Source organism: Pseudomonas sp. NPDC086566 (assembly GCF_050280885.1).
GTDB classification, from domain to species: Bacteria; Pseudomonadota; Gammaproteobacteria; order Pseudomonadales; family Pseudomonadaceae; genus Aquipseudomonas; species Aquipseudomonas vlassakiae.
Map to the genome: position 1 here is coordinate 25,476 of NZ_JBNNWD010000017.1, position 15,566 is coordinate 41,041.

The 15,566-nt window shown below is 63.3% G+C and carries 17 protein-coding genes and 1 pseudogene; 7 read left to right on the forward strand and 11 right to left on the reverse strand.

What is annotated here, in order from left to right; genetic code table 11:
• Positions 1 to 8: 8 nt before the first annotated feature.
• From ACQKPS_RS26205 to ACQKPS_RS26215, 3 genes are all read left to right on the forward strand, one after another.
• Positions 9 to 437 carry a DUF411 domain-containing protein gene (locus ACQKPS_RS26205; RefSeq protein WP_254484753.1) on the forward strand — a complete coding sequence of 143 codons (429 nt, stop codon included), beginning with the start codon at positions 9 to 11 and terminating at the stop codon, positions 435 to 437.
• Positions 437 to 874: a YqaA family protein gene (locus tag ACQKPS_RS26210; RefSeq protein WP_427606162.1), complete on the forward strand. Its 438-nt coding sequence runs from the start codon at positions 437 to 439 to the stop codon at positions 872 to 874. The genes ACQKPS_RS26205 and ACQKPS_RS26210 overlap by 1 nt, the downstream gene beginning before the upstream one ends.
• A 75-nt stretch (positions 875 to 949) precedes the next feature.
• The gene (locus ACQKPS_RS26215; protein WP_427606164.1) at positions 950 to 1,948 is read left to right on the forward strand and encodes an alpha/beta fold hydrolase; all 999 of its coding nucleotides are present in this window, start codon (positions 950 to 952) and stop codon (positions 1,946 to 1,948) included.
• On the opposite strand, the gene ACQKPS_RS26220 is transcribed toward ACQKPS_RS26215, so the two are convergent.
• The 6 genes from ACQKPS_RS26220 to ACQKPS_RS26245 all read right to left on the reverse strand — a co-directional run bounded on the left by ACQKPS_RS26220 (position 1,945) and on the right by ACQKPS_RS26245 (position 7,425).
• Complete coding sequence (locus ACQKPS_RS26220; RefSeq protein ID WP_254484747.1) at positions 1,945 to 2,526, reverse strand: DinB family protein; 582 nt, start codon at positions 2,524 to 2,526, stop codon at positions 1,945 to 1,947. The genes ACQKPS_RS26215 and ACQKPS_RS26220 overlap by 4 nt on opposite strands.
• Positions 2,527 to 2,538: 12 nt before the next feature.
• Entirely contained in the window at positions 2,539 to 3,648 is a 1,110-nt protein-coding gene (gene zapE / locus ACQKPS_RS26225; protein ID WP_427606167.1) for a cell division protein ZapE, read from the reverse strand.
• A gap of 76 nt (positions 3,649 to 3,724) precedes the next feature.
• A complete protein-coding gene (locus ACQKPS_RS26230; protein ID WP_427606169.1) occupies positions 3,725 to 4,873 on the reverse strand; it encodes a PQQ-dependent sugar dehydrogenase in 1,149 nt (382 codons plus the stop codon).
• A 32-nt stretch (positions 4,874 to 4,905) separates the two neighbouring features.
• The gene (locus ACQKPS_RS26235; RefSeq protein ID WP_254484741.1) at positions 4,906 to 5,223 is read right to left on the reverse strand and encodes a hypothetical protein; all 318 of its coding nucleotides are present in this window, start codon (positions 5,221 to 5,223) and stop codon (positions 4,906 to 4,908) included.
• 136 nt (positions 5,224 to 5,359) lie between these two features.
• Positions 5,360 to 6,322, reverse strand: coding sequence for an agmatinase (speB, locus tag ACQKPS_RS26240; RefSeq protein ID WP_254484739.1), 963 nt, complete (start codon positions 6,320 to 6,322; stop codon positions 5,360 to 5,362).
• Between the two features lie 23 nt (positions 6,323 to 6,345).
• Positions 6,346 to 7,425, reverse strand: a complete 1,080-nt coding sequence (locus ACQKPS_RS26245; RefSeq protein ID WP_254484737.1) for a polyamine ABC transporter substrate-binding protein — start codon at positions 7,423 to 7,425, stop codon at positions 6,346 to 6,348.
• A 102-nt stretch (positions 7,426 to 7,527) separates the two neighbouring features.
• Here ACQKPS_RS26245 and ACQKPS_RS26250 point away from each other — a divergent pair, with 102 nt between their 5' ends.
• Complete coding sequence (locus tag ACQKPS_RS26250; RefSeq protein WP_254484735.1) at positions 7,528 to 8,418, forward strand: LysR family transcriptional regulator; 891 nt, start codon at positions 7,528 to 7,530, stop codon at positions 8,416 to 8,418.
• A 113-nt stretch (positions 8,419 to 8,531) separates the two neighbouring features.
• Here ACQKPS_RS26250 and ACQKPS_RS26255 read toward each other — a convergent pair whose 3' ends face one another.
• The 3 genes and pseudogenes from ACQKPS_RS26255 to ACQKPS_RS26265 all read right to left on the reverse strand — a co-directional run.
• Positions 8,532 to 10,955 carry a TonB-dependent receptor gene (locus ACQKPS_RS26255; RefSeq protein WP_427606176.1) on the reverse strand — a complete coding sequence of 808 codons (2,424 nt, stop codon included), beginning with the start codon at positions 10,953 to 10,955 and terminating at the stop codon, positions 8,532 to 8,534.
• A gap of 129 nt (positions 10,956 to 11,084) precedes the next feature.
• Entirely contained in the window at positions 11,085 to 11,960 is an 876-nt protein-coding gene (locus tag ACQKPS_RS26260; RefSeq protein WP_427606172.1) for a FecR family protein, read from the reverse strand.
• 4 nt (positions 11,961 to 11,964) lie between these two features.
• Positions 11,965 to 12,471: pseudogene (locus tag ACQKPS_RS26265) on the reverse strand (RNA polymerase sigma factor); the annotation flags it as partial.
• Positions 12,472 to 12,604: 133 nt separating this feature from the next.
• Here ACQKPS_RS26265 and ACQKPS_RS26270 point away from each other — a divergent pair.
• Positions 12,605 to 13,093, forward strand: a complete 489-nt coding sequence (locus ACQKPS_RS26270; protein WP_313201970.1) for an LEA type 2 family protein — start codon at positions 12,605 to 12,607, stop codon at positions 13,091 to 13,093.
• Positions 13,094 to 13,102: 9 nt separating this feature from the next.
• Here ACQKPS_RS26270 and ACQKPS_RS26275 read toward each other — a convergent pair whose 3' ends face one another.
• The gene (locus ACQKPS_RS26275) at positions 13,103 to 13,366 is read right to left on the reverse strand and encodes a hypothetical protein (RefSeq protein WP_254484729.1); all 264 of its coding nucleotides are present in this window, start codon (positions 13,364 to 13,366) and stop codon (positions 13,103 to 13,105) included.
• A 129-nt stretch (positions 13,367 to 13,495) separates the two neighbouring features.
• On the opposite strand from ACQKPS_RS26275, the gene ACQKPS_RS26280 reads away from it, so the two are divergent.
• On the forward strand, positions 13,496 to 13,816 hold the full coding sequence (locus ACQKPS_RS26280) for a DUF883 family protein (RefSeq protein WP_254484727.1): 321 nt from the start codon (positions 13,496 to 13,498) through the stop codon (positions 13,814 to 13,816).
• A 3-nt stretch (positions 13,817 to 13,819) separates the two neighbouring features.
• Here the strand turns inward: ACQKPS_RS26280 and ACQKPS_RS26285 are convergent, their stop codons facing one another.
• Positions 13,820 to 14,437, reverse strand: a complete 618-nt coding sequence (locus ACQKPS_RS26285; protein WP_254484725.1) for a tRNA-(ms[2]io[6]A)-hydroxylase — start codon at positions 14,435 to 14,437, stop codon at positions 13,820 to 13,822.
• A gap of 154 nt (positions 14,438 to 14,591) precedes the next feature.
• On the opposite strand from ACQKPS_RS26285, the gene ACQKPS_RS26290 reads away from it, so the two are divergent.
• On the forward strand, positions 14,592 to 15,455 hold the full coding sequence (locus ACQKPS_RS26290; protein ID WP_254484723.1) for a universal stress protein: 864 nt from the start codon (positions 14,592 to 14,594) through the stop codon (positions 15,453 to 15,455).
• The last annotated feature ends 111 nt before the right edge of the window (positions 15,456 to 15,566 follow it).

Sequence of the window (15,566 nt, forward strand, 5' to 3'; positions counted from 1 at the left end):
GTTCGACCATGCTGCGTAAACACCTGTTCACCTTCGGCCTGCTGGCCATCACCGGCCTGGCCCAGGCCGCCGAAACCATCGATGTCTATCGCGACCCCAACTGTGGCTGCTGCAAGGCCTGGATCAGCCACCTGCGCGACAACGGCTTCACCGTCAACGACCACGTCGAGCCGAACATGAGCGCCGTCAAACAGCGCCTGGGCGTGGCACCACGCCTGGCGTCGTGCCACACCGGGGTGATCGATGGCAAATTCGTCGAAGGCCATGTGCCCGCCGCACAGGTGCGCCTGCTGGCCAAGCGTAACGACCTCAAGGGCCTGGCCGTGCCGGGCATGCCCATGGGGTCGCCCGGCATGGAAATGGGCGACCACAAGGATGCCTACCAGGTCATCGGCGTGACCCAGGATGGCCAGGACACCGTGGTCGCCAGCTACTGATGCTGAGCCTCTGGGCGCTGTTTCTCAGCGCCTTCGGTGCCGCTACCCTGCTGCCGCTGCAATCGGAGGCCGTGCTGGTCGGCCTGCTGCTGCGTGAGCCTGAAGCCTGGATGACCTTGCTGCTGGTGGCCACCCTGGGCAATGTGCTCGGTTCGCTGGTCAACTGGCTGATCGGCCGGGCCATCGAGCACCTGCGCAACCGGCGCTGGTTCCCGTTCAGCGCCAGCCAGCTGGAAAGCGCGCAGCGGCGCTACCAGCGTTGGGGGCAATGGTCACTGCTGCTGAGCTGGATGCCCGTGATCGGCGATCCGCTGACGCTGATTGCCGGCATCATGCGTGAACCGTTGTGGCGTTTTCTGCTGCTGGTGACCCTGGCCAAGGGCGGGCGCTATGGCGTCGTGACGATGATTACCCTGGGCTGGTTTCATGCCTGGTAACACCTTTAACGTTTAAGGTGGTCCACTGACTGCTACAGTCGCCAATTCCTACATGGTCCTACATGGAGTGCCCCCATGCTGCGCGCAACCGCCCTGGCCCTGGCCTGCCTCGTCGGCGCCCCGGCCATCGCTGCCGAATCGCCAACCTACGGCAAACAGCTCGAAGGCTTCAGCTACCCTCACCCACTCAAGCATTTTGACTTCCAGTCCCAGGGCCAGCACCTGCAGATGGGCTACATGGATGTGCCCGCCCAGGGCCAGGCCAATGGCCGCAGCGTGGTGCTGATGCACGGCAAGAACTTCTGCGCCGCCACCTGGGAAACCACCATCGACGCCTTGAGCCAGGCTGGCTACCGGGTCATCGCGCCGGACCAGATCGGCTTTTGCACCTCGAGCAAGCCGGCGCATTACCAGTACAGTTTCCAGCAACTGGCGGTGAACACCCATGCGCTGCTCGAACAGCTGGGCGTCAAGCAGGCTATCGTGCTCGGCCATTCCACCGGGGGCATGCTCGCCACTCGCTATGCGCTGATGTATCCGCAGCAGGTCACGCGCCTGGCGATGGTCAACCCGATCGGCCTGGAGGACTGGAAAGCCCTCGGTGTGCCCTACCGCACGGTGGACCAGTGGTATGCCCGCGAGCTCAAGCTCGATGCCGAAGGCGTGCGCGAGTACGAACGCAAGACCTACTACGCCGGGCGCTGGAAGCCTGAATACGAGCGCTGGGTACAGATGCTGGTGGGCCTCAACAAGGGGCCTGGACACGAGGCGGTGGCGTGGAACTCGGCGCTGATCTACGACATGATCTTCACCCAGCCGGTGTATCACGAGTTCAAGGACCTGAAGATGCCGACCCTGCTGCTGATCGGCGACCAGGACACCACGGCGATCGGCAGCGACATCGCCCCGCCTGAAGTGAAGGCCAAGCTGGGCAAGTACAAGGAACTCGGGCCGCACGTGGCCAAGCTGATTCCGCAAGGCGAACTGGTGACCTTCGAGGGCATGGGGCACGCGCCGCAGATCGAGGAGCCGCGGCGCTTCAACCGGACACTGGTGGAGTGGCTAGGGCGCTAACCCTTCCAGACCTGCGCTTCGCTCCAGCCGAGTTCGGCGAAGTCCAGGGCGCGCAGGTCGGCCTCCTCTTCACAGAAAAACTCATCCAGCTGCGGCGGCCGCACCGCTGTGTCACTGAGCATTGCATGCACTTGCCCCCGGTGATGGATCTGGTGCTCGAACACATGCGCCAGCAGGCGCAACCGCTGTTCGCGCTGGATCCGCCCGGGCCGCACGATGCTCACGTAGCGCGCCAGCTGATCGTCCTGTAACTGCCTGCAATAGGAAATCAGCCGGTGGTCGGCCTGGGCCTGCTCGGCATGCAGGTCGGTACAGGTGGCAAACGGTTGCTCCGGCTCGAAAAAGCGCTCGCCGTCAGGGTTCGGCGTTTCACCTCGCTGCTCGCACTCGAGCATGTCCAGATAGAACCAGTCCACCGTCAGCAGGTGGTTGAGGGTGGCCTTGATCGACGGGAAGAAGCTGCAACGGGGGGCGACGAACTCGTCGTGTGTCAGTTGCAGGCAGGCCTTGTACAGGCGGTGGTTGGCCCAGCCATTGTTGTAGGCCTGGGTCAGCAGATGATGCGACAGCGGCTGCATGATTCGGCTCCTTCAGGCGAAGCGTTGCAGTTGCATCTCCCGTAACCGGCTCAGGGTGCGTTGGTACGGGAACGCCAGATACCCTTGAGTGTAGAGCGCATCGAGCGGCACCTGCGCCTCCAGGTACAGGGCCACACGGCGATCGTAGCATTCGTCGACCAAGGCAATGAAACGGCGCACGGCGTCATCCTTGGGTGAGAGCATCGGCAATTCCCGATCGCCTGCCACGACCCGCGCTGCGCCATCTTCGGTGCCGCGGGCGATACGTCCGGCCCGCTGCTCACCGCCCAGGGCCGGGATACCCTCGACCAGGATCGCCGGAAATTGATCGCACAAGGCCATGAACTCCATGGCGGCCAAGGGCCGTTCGCAGAGTTCGGTGAAGTGGCACCAGACGGCCTGGTTGCTGCGCCGGATCACCTCGACCTGCCGCGAGCCAATCAGCAAAGGCGCAGTGCTGCCGGGCTCACCTGCGCTGAGCTGGAGGAAAACAGCTTCCAGCGCGCCGCCTTTGCTCCCCGCTTCAGCCACCCAGTAACGCTGGCACTGTATGTCCGGGTGCAGGCGATGGTCCTGTTCGCCGGCCACCGGCAGCACCTGCATGTGCCGCTCGATGGCGCTGATGGCCGGCAGGAAGCGCTCGCGATTGAAACCGTCGCGGTACAGCTGTTGCGGCGGCTGGTTGGAGGTGGCTACCACCACCACGCCGTGGTCGAACAGCACCTGGAACAGCCGGCCGAGAATGATCGCATCGCCGATGTCGCTGACGAACAGCTCGTCGAAGCACAACACACGGATCTGCCCGGCCAGCTCCCGTGCCAGCGCCTTCAAGGGGTCGGCAGTGCCGTTGAGCTGGAACAGGCGCTGGTGGACCCAGGCCATGAAGTGGTGGAAGTGCTGGCGCCGGGACGGGACGCTGAGGCAGCGGTGGAACAGGTCCATGAGCCAGGTCTTGCCGCGGCCGACCGGGCCCCAGAGGTAGAGCCCCTTGGTGGTATAGCCAGTTTCCAAGGCGTCGAAACAGGCTTGCAGGGCCGTGACAGCCTGGGCCTGAGCAGGGTCATGGGCGAAGCCTTGCTCAGCGAGTGCCTGGAGATAGAGAGACTGCGGATCGAGGGGCATGGTCGGTGGCTTGGGCAGTTAGCGCTCTATTGTCTGCACTGGCCCCTTCGCGGGCAAGTGCAGGATAAAAGCGGGTTCAGCCCTCGCTCAGTCCGACCTTCAGCAGTGCCCCATCCTTGGCATCGGTGAGCACGTACAGGTAGCCGTCCGGCCCCACCCGCACGTCACGAATGCGCGCCTTCAACGCTCCCAGCAAGCGCTCTTCGTGGACGATCTTGTCGCCGTCGAGCTGCAGGCGGATCAATTCCTGGGTCGCCAGCGCGCCGATGAACAGGTTGTGATCCCAGGCCTTGAAGGTCGGGCTGTCATAGAAGGCCATGCCGCTGATGCCGGGCGACTTCTCCCAGACGTGGTGCGGGTCGACCATGCCATCGACATGCTTGCCCTTGGCTTCGGGGATCGGCATGAGCGAATAGTTGATACCGTGCGTAGCGATCGGCCAGCCATAATTCTTGCCTGGCACCGGGATGTTGATCTCGTCGCCGCCACGCGGGCCGTGCTCATGGGTCCAGAGTTTGCCGGTCCACGGGTTGAGCGCTGCGCCCTGCTGGTTACGGTGGCCAAACGACCAGATTTCCGGGCGCACATCCTGCTTGCCGACGAAGGGATTATCCTTCGGCACTTCGCCGTCCGGCAGGATCCGCACGACCTTGCCCTGCAGCTTGTCCAGGTCCTGGGCTGTCGGGCGCTGATTGTTCTCGCCCAGGGCGATGAACAGGAAGCCGTCGCGGTCGAAGACCAGCCGCGAGCCAAAGTGATTGCCTTCGGAGAGCTTGGGTTGCTGGCGGAAGATCACGCTGAAATTCTCCAGCCGTGCACGGTCCTCGGACAGCTGGCCACGGCCCACTGCCGTGCCGGCCTTGCCATCACTGCCCTCCTCGGCATACGACAGGTACACCGTGCGGTCCTTGGCAAACTCGGGCGACAGCACCACATCTAGCAGGCCACCCTGGCCTTCGGCCCAGACCTTGGGCACGCCGCTGATGGCTGGGCCGACCTTGCCCTCGGCGCTTACCACCCGCAGGTTGCCGGGGCGCTCGGTGACCAGCATGTCCTTGCCACCCGGCAGGAAAGCCAGCGCCCAAGGGTTACGCAAGCCATCGGCCACGGTGCTGACGGTAAGTTGCCCCTCTTCGCTGGGAAATTGCTGCTCAGGGGCGGCGTGGGCCAGCAGTGGCAACAGCGCAGCAGCGGTCAAGATGGTCAGCCAGTTGATTCGGGTCATGCAGGATTCCTTTCTGTGGGTCAGGCAATGGATCAGGGCACACGCTGGCTGTCACGCGCTGGCCGCGTCGGCTCCGGTTTGGGGGCTTGCTGCTGGCGGCGCAGGTTGTCGCCATTGCCGATACCGCGGTTGTCCAGGCTTGGCGTGCGGTAGATTGGCTGGGTGGACGGGCCGCGAACGGGCGGTGTGGCCGGCATGCTGCCCTGGCGGCTGTTGGGGTTGGCACGCTGGATCGGGCTGTTGTAGGGGTTGTTGTTACTGGCGGCGAGCTGCAATGGATGCGCAGGCGCTGCCTGCACCGACAGGCCCAGCGTCAAGCCGAAGAACAAGGCTGGCACCCTGAGTTTCATGCTTCACCTCCTGTACGAAAAAGCGCGCCATGTGGGTTTGGATAGCCTAAGGCGCGAAGGGTTCGCGGCAAAAGTGTGAATGCGATTCCTGATGTTTCAGTATGGGCCTGGTGGCACGGTGCATCAGGCCCGCCGATCACCGGGCGGCATCGACCTTGTGCCGTGCCGCGTAGAGGCACAGCATCTCCATGGCCAGGGTGGCCCCGGCCAGTGCAGTGATATCGGCGTGGTCATAGGCCGGCGCCACTTCCACCAGGTCCATCCCCACCAGGTTGATGCCGCGCAGGCCAGCGAGGATCTCCAGCGCCTGCAACGTGCTCAAACCACCGCACACCGGGGTGCCGGTGCCTGGTGCATAGGCCGGGTCAAGGCAATCGATGTCGAAGGTCAGATACACCGGCCGGTCGCCGACCCGCTGACGGATCGCCGCGATGATCGCTTCGGTGCCTTGGCGGTGAACCTGCCGGGCATCGAGGATGGCGAAGCCCTGGCTGTCGTCATTGGTGGTGCGCAGGCCGACCTGCACCGAACAGGACGGATCGACCAGGCCCTCGCGGGCGGCATGCCAGAACATGGTGCCATGGTCGATGCGGCCCTCTTCGTCCGGCCAGGTGTCGCTGTGCGCATCGAAATGGATCAGCGCCAGCGGGCCGTGGCGGCGGGCATGGGCCTTGAGCAGCGGGTAGCTGATGAAATGGTCACCGCCCAGGGTAAGCATGGCGCAACCGGCTTCAAGTATGTGCTCGGCGTGGGCCTGGATACTCGCCGGGACCGACTGCGGGGTGCCGCTGTCGAAAGCGCAGTCGCCATAGTCGATCACTGCCAAGTGGTCGAACGGGTCGAAGGCCCAGGGCCAGTGGCGCGCCCAGGCCTGCTGCACCGAGGCGGCACGGATTGCGCGCGGCCCGAAACGCGCCCCGGGGCGGTTGCTGGTGGCGGTGTCGAACGGCACACCGCTGACCACCACGTCCACCCCGCGCAGGTCGCGGCTGTAGCGACGACGGGAGAAACTGGTAATACCGGCGTAGGTACTTTCCGCTGCAGTACCGTACAGGCTGTCACGGGTCATGGCCTGGTCGTTGTTCTGGGCTTGTTCCACGGTTGGGCTCCTTTGTTGATCGGTCATTGGCGGCTGCGGAAGGCCGTCCACAGCCGGTTGCGCTGACGCAGGTCGGACAGCGCCATGCTGCGGTCGGCATACAAGCGCTCACGCACCTCGGCAGGCGGATAGATATCCGGGTCATTGCGCACGGCGTCATCGACCAGCGCCGTCGCGGCCTGGTTGGCATTGGCAAAGAACAGCGTATTGGTGAGCGCAGCCACCGATTCCGGTTTCAACATGAACGCGATGAACGCCCGGGCAGCTTCCGGGTGCGGGGCGTCTTTGGGGATGACCAGGTTGTCCTGCCACACCAGCGTGCCTTCACGGGGGATGCGGTAGATCAGCTCGAACGGCTTGCCGGCGCGGCGCGCCTGGTCGGCGGCCATGGCCGCGTCGCCGTTGTAGGTCAGCGCCAGGCACACGCTGCCGTTGGCCAGGTCACTGATCTGCCGGCCATTGGCGACGTAGCTGATCGACGGCTGCAACTGGTTGAGCAGGTCCTGCGCCGCCGCGAGGTCGGCCTTGTCCTGGCTGTAAGGGTCCTTGCCGAGGTAGTTGAGAGCGACACCGATCACTTCCTGTGGCGAGTCTGGCATGGCAATGCCACACGCCTTGAGGCGGCTGGCGTACTCGGGCTTGAACAGCAGGTCGAGGCTATCCAGCGGTACATCGCCCAGGCGCTGGCGCACCGCCTCGACATTCACCCCCAGGCCCAAGGTGCCCCAGGTGTAGGGCACCGCGTAGCGGTTGCCGGGGTCGGTCTCGGCCAGCTTGGCCAGCAGGTCCTTGTCGAGGTTGCCGTAGCCGGGCATGCCTTGCGCATCGAGCGGTTGCAGGGCATTGGCCTTCAGCGCCCGGGCCAGCACGGTGGCTGACGGCACCACCACGTCGTAGCCGCTGCCGCCAGTGAGCAGCTTGGTTTCGAGGACTTCGGTGGTGTCAAAGGTGTCGTAACGCACCTTGTAGCCGGTTTCCTTTTCGAAGCGCTGAAGGGTTTGCGGAGCGACGTAATCGGCCCAGCTGTAGAGGTTGAGGACCTTTTCTTCGGCCTGCAGCGGCAGGGCCTGGATCAAACACAACAGGCACAGCGATGGACGCATGACGGGCACCTCGGCAAGTGGGTGAATGCCGCCAGCATGCCATCCGGGTAACATTGCAAGAATGGCAAGTTAGTAAAGCTGACATTCTTCAGGAGCAATGTGATGCTCGGACAACTGCACGACCCCGACCTGCACCTGCTGCGGCTGTTCGTCACTGTAGTAGAGGCCGGCGGCTTCAGTGCCGCCCAAGGCGTACTGGGCCTGAGTCAGCCCACCATCAGCCAGCGCATGGCGCAGCTGGAAACGCGCCTGGGTTACCGCCTGTGCAGCCGCGGCAAAGGCGGTTTTCGTCTGACCGACAAGGGCGAGCTGCTGCTGGAGGCGGCACGCGGGCTGTTGCTGAACGTCGAGTTGTTCCGCCAGCAGGCCAACGGCGTCGCCGGGCGCTTGCTGGGGACAGTGCGGGTGGGCATGGCCGAGAACCAGGATGCGGCCGTTAGCCTGCGCCTGGCCACGGCCATCTCACGCTTTCGCGGGCGCGAAGAAGCCGTGCAGCTGGAGCTGATCAGCGCACCACCGGCGGAGCTTGAGAGACTGCTGCTGGAGCAACGGCTGGACCTTGCCATCAGCTATTTTTCCGGCAACCAGGCGGCGTTCGACTATCAGCCGTTGTTCGAAGAGCGCCAGCGCTTGTACTGCGGCAAGGGGCATGTGCTGTTCGACAAGGCAGAGGTGACGCACGAGCAGTTGCTGGAGGCGGACCAGGTGCGCCACCCGTACCGTTTTCTCAAAGGCGGCGAGCCGTTCCAGAGCCGGCGCAGCATGGCGGTAGCGGAACAGATCGAGAGCGTGCTGACATTCATTTTGTCGGGGCGGCATATTGGCTACCTGCCCTGTCACTGCGCGGCAAGCTGGGAAGACCAGGGAATGTTGCGGGCGCTGGATTCGGGGCTGGATTTCGTGGTGCCGTTCACCCTGGCTCGGCATCGGGCACAGGTGCCTGGGGAGGCGCAGGCGGCATTTGTGGAGGATCTGCTGGTAGCGTTCTCCTGACATGGCCTCTTCGCGGGTAAACCCGCTCCCACAAGTACAGCACAAGGCTTGAAGGCTGTGATGATCTGTGGGGGCGGGCGTGCCCGCGAAGAGGCCGGCTCAGGCAACGACCATCAGTAAGCCATGCTCCAGGTCAGGGTGTAGGTGCGGCCCCGGCCCTGATAGTCATAGAGATAGGCCGGCCCGTAGGTCGGCGAGTAGAACAGCGTCGCCCGCTGCCCCCACACCGTGCTGTACTGCTTGTCCAGCAGGTTCTGGATCCCCGCGCTGAAAGTGCCGAAACCGCTGTCCTGGCTGGCCAGCAAGTCGAAGGTTGTGTAGCCGTCGATTTCATGATCGGCATCGTCCTTCAGACTGAAGGCGTGGTTGGCCTGCAGCCGCGCACTGCGGCCATCGCCCTTCCAGCCGACGAACGCGGTGGCCTTGGACAGCGAGGCATAGCGGGCATCGCGCTTGATCCAGTCGCCGTCGGCATCTTCTTCCTCGGAACGTGTCAGGTGCAGGGTTCCACCCGCCTCCCAGCCTGTCTGGAAGTGCCGGGTCAATGCACCCTCAAAGCCGAAATCGCGGCTTTTCTGATCCTCGACGTCGATGGTCAGCGTCTGCGAGTCGACGTTGATGATCTTGTCCGACCAGATGTAGTACAGCGCGGCCTGCGCGTCCCAGTCGAGGTCGGCATAGCGCCAGCCCAGCTCGACCTGGCGGCTCTTGATGCCGGCCAGCGGGTTGTCCGCCACGCTCAGGCCTGGCTTGCCGTAGTACTTGGCCGGGTCTGGCAGGTCGAAACCTTCACCATAGTTGGTCCACACCTGATGACCGTTTTTGAAGTCGTAGATGGCGCCGACATTGTACAGGTTGACCTCATAGTCGTTACTGCCACCGGGTACGCCCTTGAAGTCGCTGACATCCACATCCATCTGCTGGCGCCGGGCGCCGCCGGACAAGGTCAGGTTGTCGCTGGCATGCCAGTCGAGCTGGGCGTAGACCGAAACGCCATCGACCCGATAGCTGGGGTAGCGCTCGGCCTTGCTTTGCTTATCGAGGTCCAGTCCACCGCTCTCGGAGGACGTCAGCGCATCGAACGTGGTCTGGTCGGCGTTGAAACGCTCGCGATCCAGGTCGACGCCATAGGTCAGCTTGAGCGTGTCCCACTGCTTGGCGAACAGCCCCTTGAGGCTGGTGACTTCGAAGTTCTGCTGCGAGGCAGCGAAGTACACGCCACGCGACCCGCTCGGCGTGGCACGGTTGTAGTACGGGAACGGATAGAAATTGTCGTCTTCCTTGCGGTACGAGGCCTGCAAGTAAAAGTCCTGGCCCAGCACGTCGGTGTGGTGGTAGTTGGCGTTGAGCAACAGGCGCCGGGTGCGTGGCTCAAGGTCCGAGGAATAACCACTGCGCAGTTCGGCGTCCTCCAGGTCCGAGGGGGCGTTGTAGTCGAGATTGGGGAAGTAGATGCCGGTATTGCCGTGGTTGCCGGAATCGTAGTACTGGGCCAGCAGGTCGAGGCTTTGTTCATCGGTGAGTTTCAGGCCGAGGGTACCCAGCACATCGAGGGTGCGGTTGTACTGCAGGTCGGTCTGGGTGTTGTCGATGAAAATCTGCTCGCCCGCGCCATCGTAGAAGGCTTCGTTCTGTTCGCCGGAGATCCCCAGCCGCGCGTTGACCCGGTCGTTGCCGCCACTGATCGACTGGGCGAAACGAGTGGCCAGGTCGTCACTGTTGTTGAAGCCGCTGCTGACACCGAGCTGGGTCTCGAAGCGTGCCGGGCCCGCTTCACCCTTTTTGGTGACGATATTGATGATGCCACCCGTGGCGCCACCGCCGTAGATGGCGCTGGCGCCAGACAGCACCTCGACGCGTTCGACGTTGAACGGCGAAATGCTGTCGAACTGGCGCGACAGGCCGCGCGAGCTGTTCTGGCTGACACCGTCGATCATCACCAGCACATTGCGCCCACGCATGTTCTGGCCGTAGTTGGTGCGCCCTTCGGGCGCCAGGTCCAGGCCCGGGACCAGCTTGCCGATGGCCTCCTTGAGGCTGACGCCGCTGTCGATCTGTTCACGCAACTGCTGTTGGTCAACCACCCACACCGTGCCGGGGATTTCGCTGATGGCGGTGCTGGTGCGCGAGGCAACGCTGACTTCGATGGGCTTGAGGTTGATCGCCTGCGGGGCGGGCGCCGTCTTGCGCAGGGTGACCGTGCCGACATCGTTGAATTGCCAGGCCATGTCACTGCCTGCCAGCAGCAGCTGTAGCGCCTGCTCGATACCGTAGCTGCCCTGCAGCGCCGGGCTGTTCAAGCCTGCCACATCCCCGGTGGTGTACAACAGGTGCAGGCCAGCCTGGTCGGCGAATGCGGTCAGGGCTTGATCCAGCGTTTGCGCCGGCAGGTCCAGTTGAACCTGGCGCGCCTGAAGTTGTGCTGCAACGTCTGTGGCGGCCCACGCCTGCAAGGGGCCGGCGAACATGGCCAGGGCACTGCAGGACATCAGGGCATGGTGAAGGCGACCGCCGCGACGGTGGTTGGGCTTGGGCAAGAGAGGCACGAATGAGCTTCCAGACAAGTCGTGAATGAGAATGGGTGGCTGATCAGTCCCACTACGACGTTCTGGGTTGCACGAACTTGCAGCGCCAAATGAAAAAAATTCCGATTATTTTTTACAGGCTCAGTGCACTACCGCCAGCCACGGCAGATAGGTGACCTTCAGGCCATAACGCTGCTCCAGGGTGCGCAGCAGGGCCTGCGGCGCGTCCAAATCAAACACACCGCTGACCTCGAGCGCCGAGAGCGTGGGGTCAGAGAGCAGAATGCGGCCGTGCTGGTAGCGCTCGAGTTCGGCCAGTACCTGCCCAAGCGGTTTGCCATTGAAAATCAGCTTGCCACGCTGCCAGGCCGTCTGAGCGCTGGCGTCGACGGCGATGGCCAGGTTGCGATCACCGAGCCTGGCTGCGCCCTTGGCCAGCACCACATGGCCGTCACGGCGCACACTGAAGGTGGCCGCACTGCCCTGCACGGCCTCACCGGCGGTTTCGACGACGAAGGGGCGTGGGTCATCGGTGGTTTCGAACAATGCCTCGCCAGCTTGCAGCGTCACCCGGCGTTCGTTGGCGCTGAAGGCCACATTGAGGGCGCTGGCGCTGTTGAGCAGTACCCGCGAACCGTCTGCGAGGGTGACGCTCTGCCGCTCGCCCATGCCCGTGTGATAGTCCGCCAGCCACACCGGCACTTGTTGCCAGCTGCTGTAACCTGCCACCAGCAACACCAGCGAGGCAGCGATGCCTGTCGCCCAGTGGCGCTTGCTGCGGGGCGCGGGCGCGGCTTCGAACGCTTGGGCAGCCTGTGTATGCCCCAGGTCCTGCCACAGCGTTTCGGCCTCATGGGCCGCCTCGGCATGCGCCGGGCTGAGCTGGCACCAGCGCCGATAGCGTGCCCGATCGGTCGCACTGGCCTGGCCCGAGTGCAGCAATACCTGCCAGTCGAGGGCATCGTCGGACAAGTCACTGATCGGCTGCGGAGCGTGCATGGTCGAAGTTTCAGTCATGGTTGTGCTTGAGCCAGTCACGGCAATGGCGCAGGGCCTGGCCGATGTATTTTGCCACCATGCTCTCGGAAACGCCCAACCGTTGTGCGATCTGGGCCTGGGTCAGGCCTTCGACACGGTTCAGCAGCAGTGCCTGGCGAGCATTGCTGGATAACTGCAGCAGTGCTTCGTCGAGTAGCTGCAGGCGCTCCCGCGCCAGCAGCGTCGCCTCCGGAGCCGGCGCCGGGCAGGCCACCTCCCCTGCGCCATCGCTACCCTCATGACTGGCGGCGATACGCTGTTCGCGGCGCAGCGCATCAATGGCCAAGTTGCCAGCCACACGGAAGATGAAGCTGCGCGCATGCAACACCGGCACCGCCTGCTGGTCGATCTTGACCAGTTTCAGGTAAGTCTCCTGCGCCACGTCGGCGGCACGCTGCCGATCGCTCATGCGCCGGGTGAGAAACTGCAGCAGGTCGTCGTAGTGCTCCTGGAAACTTGCCAGCAGACCGGACACGGGAGACGTCAGCATGGGGTAAAGCACTGCCAGTAGGAGAAATTATCGGGCGTTAATGAGAAACAGTATCTTTCATAACGCCCTGTGCTTTCAACGCTGCCGTGCTTTTGCCACACTGAAGGCACTCTTTCGCCGGTAAGGACCTTCCATGGCTGCCCATTTGTGCCGTTCCCTTCGCCTGCTGCTGGTGCTGATGCTGGCCGGCGGGCTCAGCGCCTGCGCACTGTTCCAGGCGCGCGACCCGCTCACTATCAGCGTGATCGGCATCGAGCCGCTGCCGGGGCAGGAGCTGGAAATGCGCATGGCGGTGAAAATGAGAGTGCAGAACCCCAACGAGTCGGCCATCGACTACAGCGGCATTGCATTGAACCTGGAGGTGAACGGCCAGCCGTTGGCGTCTGGGGTCAGTGATCAGCAAGGGCGTATCGGCCGGTACGACGAAGCCGTGATCGTGGTGCCGGTGAGCATCACGGCGTTCGCCTTCCTGCGCCAGGCCTATGGCCTGGGCAAGCTCGATTCACTGCAAGGGATGCCTTACAAGCTGCGTGGCAAGCTGGCCGGCGGGCCGTTTGGCACCGTGCGCTTCACCGACGAGGGCAAGCTGGACCTGCCCAAGGAAGGCAGCCTGTATTGGTAGGGCGAGGGATCAGCGACTGGCGCTGGCGGCAGCCATCATCTTGTTGACCTCGCTGCGGACCATGCTGGCGAATTCTGGCGGCGACATCGCGTCCAGCTCGGCACGCACCCACTCAGCCCACTTGCCTTTGCGGCGTGGTTTTTCGGCGATCAGTCGCGCAGCTTCACCCTTGGCCTTGCCCAGGTTGTTTTGCCACAGCTCGAACAGCCGGGCCTTTTCCGCCTCGATCTGTGCCCGTTCCTCGAAGCTCATGTTGGCCAGATTGAAAGTCATGAAGGTACCTGCCTGCTGAAAATGGCCGCTATCTTACACCCTGGCGCCGGATCTTCGGCAAAGCCTTGGCAACTTTCCCGGCGCGCAGGCATCCATTGTTCTAACAATCCCATCGACGAGGACGTGTTCATGGCCCGTAAAACCGCCGCACTGGCAGACAGCGATCAGATCAAGGACCAAGTGTTCAGTGAACTGCAAGCATTGATCGAAGAATCGGAAAAACTGCTTAACGATAGCGCCGCACTGGTTGGCGAAGAAGCCGAAACGCTGCGAGCGCAGGTCAGCCTGAAACTGCGCCAGGCTCGCCAGGCCGCCGGCCAGGTGCGCGCCAAGGCGCAACCAGTGGTGGACGCCACCCAGGATTATATCGGTGGCCATCCCTGGCAGACCGTGGCCGTGTCCGCAGGCGTTGGGCTGGTGGTCGGCCTGCTGCTGGGGCGCCGCTACTGAGTGTCAGGCCGCTAGCGCCATCGGGATGCCACTGTGAAAACGTAGCTCCTGGTCCGGTGACAGGATCAGTTCGGCTTCGGCTTCACGCACCAGGGCGACGCGCCGGGCTATGTCCGCCTCGTCACCGTACTGGTGGGCCAGTTTCAGGTATCCCTGATAGTGGCGGGCTTCGCTTTTCAGCAAGCCGTGATAGAAGGTGCCGAGCTCTTCATCGAGGTGCGGCACCAAGGCGGCAAAGCGCTCGCAACTACGGGCCTCGATGAATGCCCCGACCACCAGCGTATCCACCAGCTTGACCGGCTCGTGGGCGCGCACCAGGCGGCGCAGGCCAGACGCATAGCGCCCTGCCGAGACCGGCCGTAGTGGCACACCACGACGCTTCATCAACCGCAGTACCTGTTCGTGATGCACCAGCTCTTCACGGGCAAGGCGCGACATCATGTTGATCAGGTCCAGGTGGGTGTTGTACTTGGCGATCAGGCTCAGGGCAGTGCTGGCCGCCTTGAACTCGCAATTCTTATGATCGATCAGCAGGGTTTCCTGGTCGGCGAGTGCCGCTTCGATCCAGGCATCTGGGGTCGGGCAGCCGAGAAAGGCATCGATTTCGGGGATCAGCGACATAAGCGAGCAACCACACTGGACAGGCAAGACCGGCGATTATACCGAGGGCGGCGGGTATCACCAGTGACTATGCTTGATGTACATCAAACGGCGACGCGGGAAGCGCCGACTATAGTCAGGCATTGGTTGCAACCTTTGAACGGAGTTCACACCCATGCAAGCGGTCCGCAGCATCCTCGTTGTCCTCGACCCCGAACATGCCCATAGCCGTGCACTGACCCGGGCCAAGCTGATCGCCAGCGTAACCGGTGCTCGCCTGCACCTGCTGATGTGTGACAAGAAGCATGACCACAGTGCGTTGCTCAGCTTGCTCAGCAGCCAACTGCATGATGATGGCTATGACAATGTCAGCCATGAGCAGAACTGGCACGAGAGCTTGCATGAATCGATCATCGCCGTGCAGCAGGCCGAGGGTTGCGAGCTGGTGATCAAAGAGCACCGGCCGGACAGCCCGCTGAAAAGAGCCCTGCTGACGCCTACCGACTGGAAGCTGTTGCGCCAGTGCCCCTGTGCGGTACTGATGGTCAAGAGCGAACGGCCCTGGACCGGTGGCGTGATTCTGGCAGCGGTGGATGTCGGCAACCAGGACGAGGATCATCGCCGCCTGCATGCCAGCATTATCGACCACGGTTATGCGATTGCCGGGTTGGCCAAGGGCGACCTGCATGTCGTCAGTGCGCACCCCTCCCCCATGCTGTCGGCGTCAGACCCGGTTTATCAGCTGAGTGAAACCATCGAGAAGCGCTATCGCGAGGCCTGCAGTGCGTTCCAGGCCGAATACGATATCAGTGAAGACCGCCTGCATGTCGCGGAAGGGCCAGCTGACGTGTTGATTCCCCATTTGCAGAAGCAGCTCACTGCGGTGGTCACAGTGATCGGCACTGTTGCACGCACAGGGATTTCCGGGGCCCTTATCGGCAATACCGCTGAAGTAGTGCTCGATTCGCTGGAAAGCGATGTGCTGGTGCTCAAGAGCGAAGAAGCGACGGCACACCTGGCGGAACTGGCCCGGGGCTGAAGGTTTACTGGGCGAAAAAGACAAAACCCCTACCTGCATGCGCAGATAGGGGTTTTGCGAAATGAATCTTGACGATGACCTACTCTCACATGGGGAAACCCCACACTACCA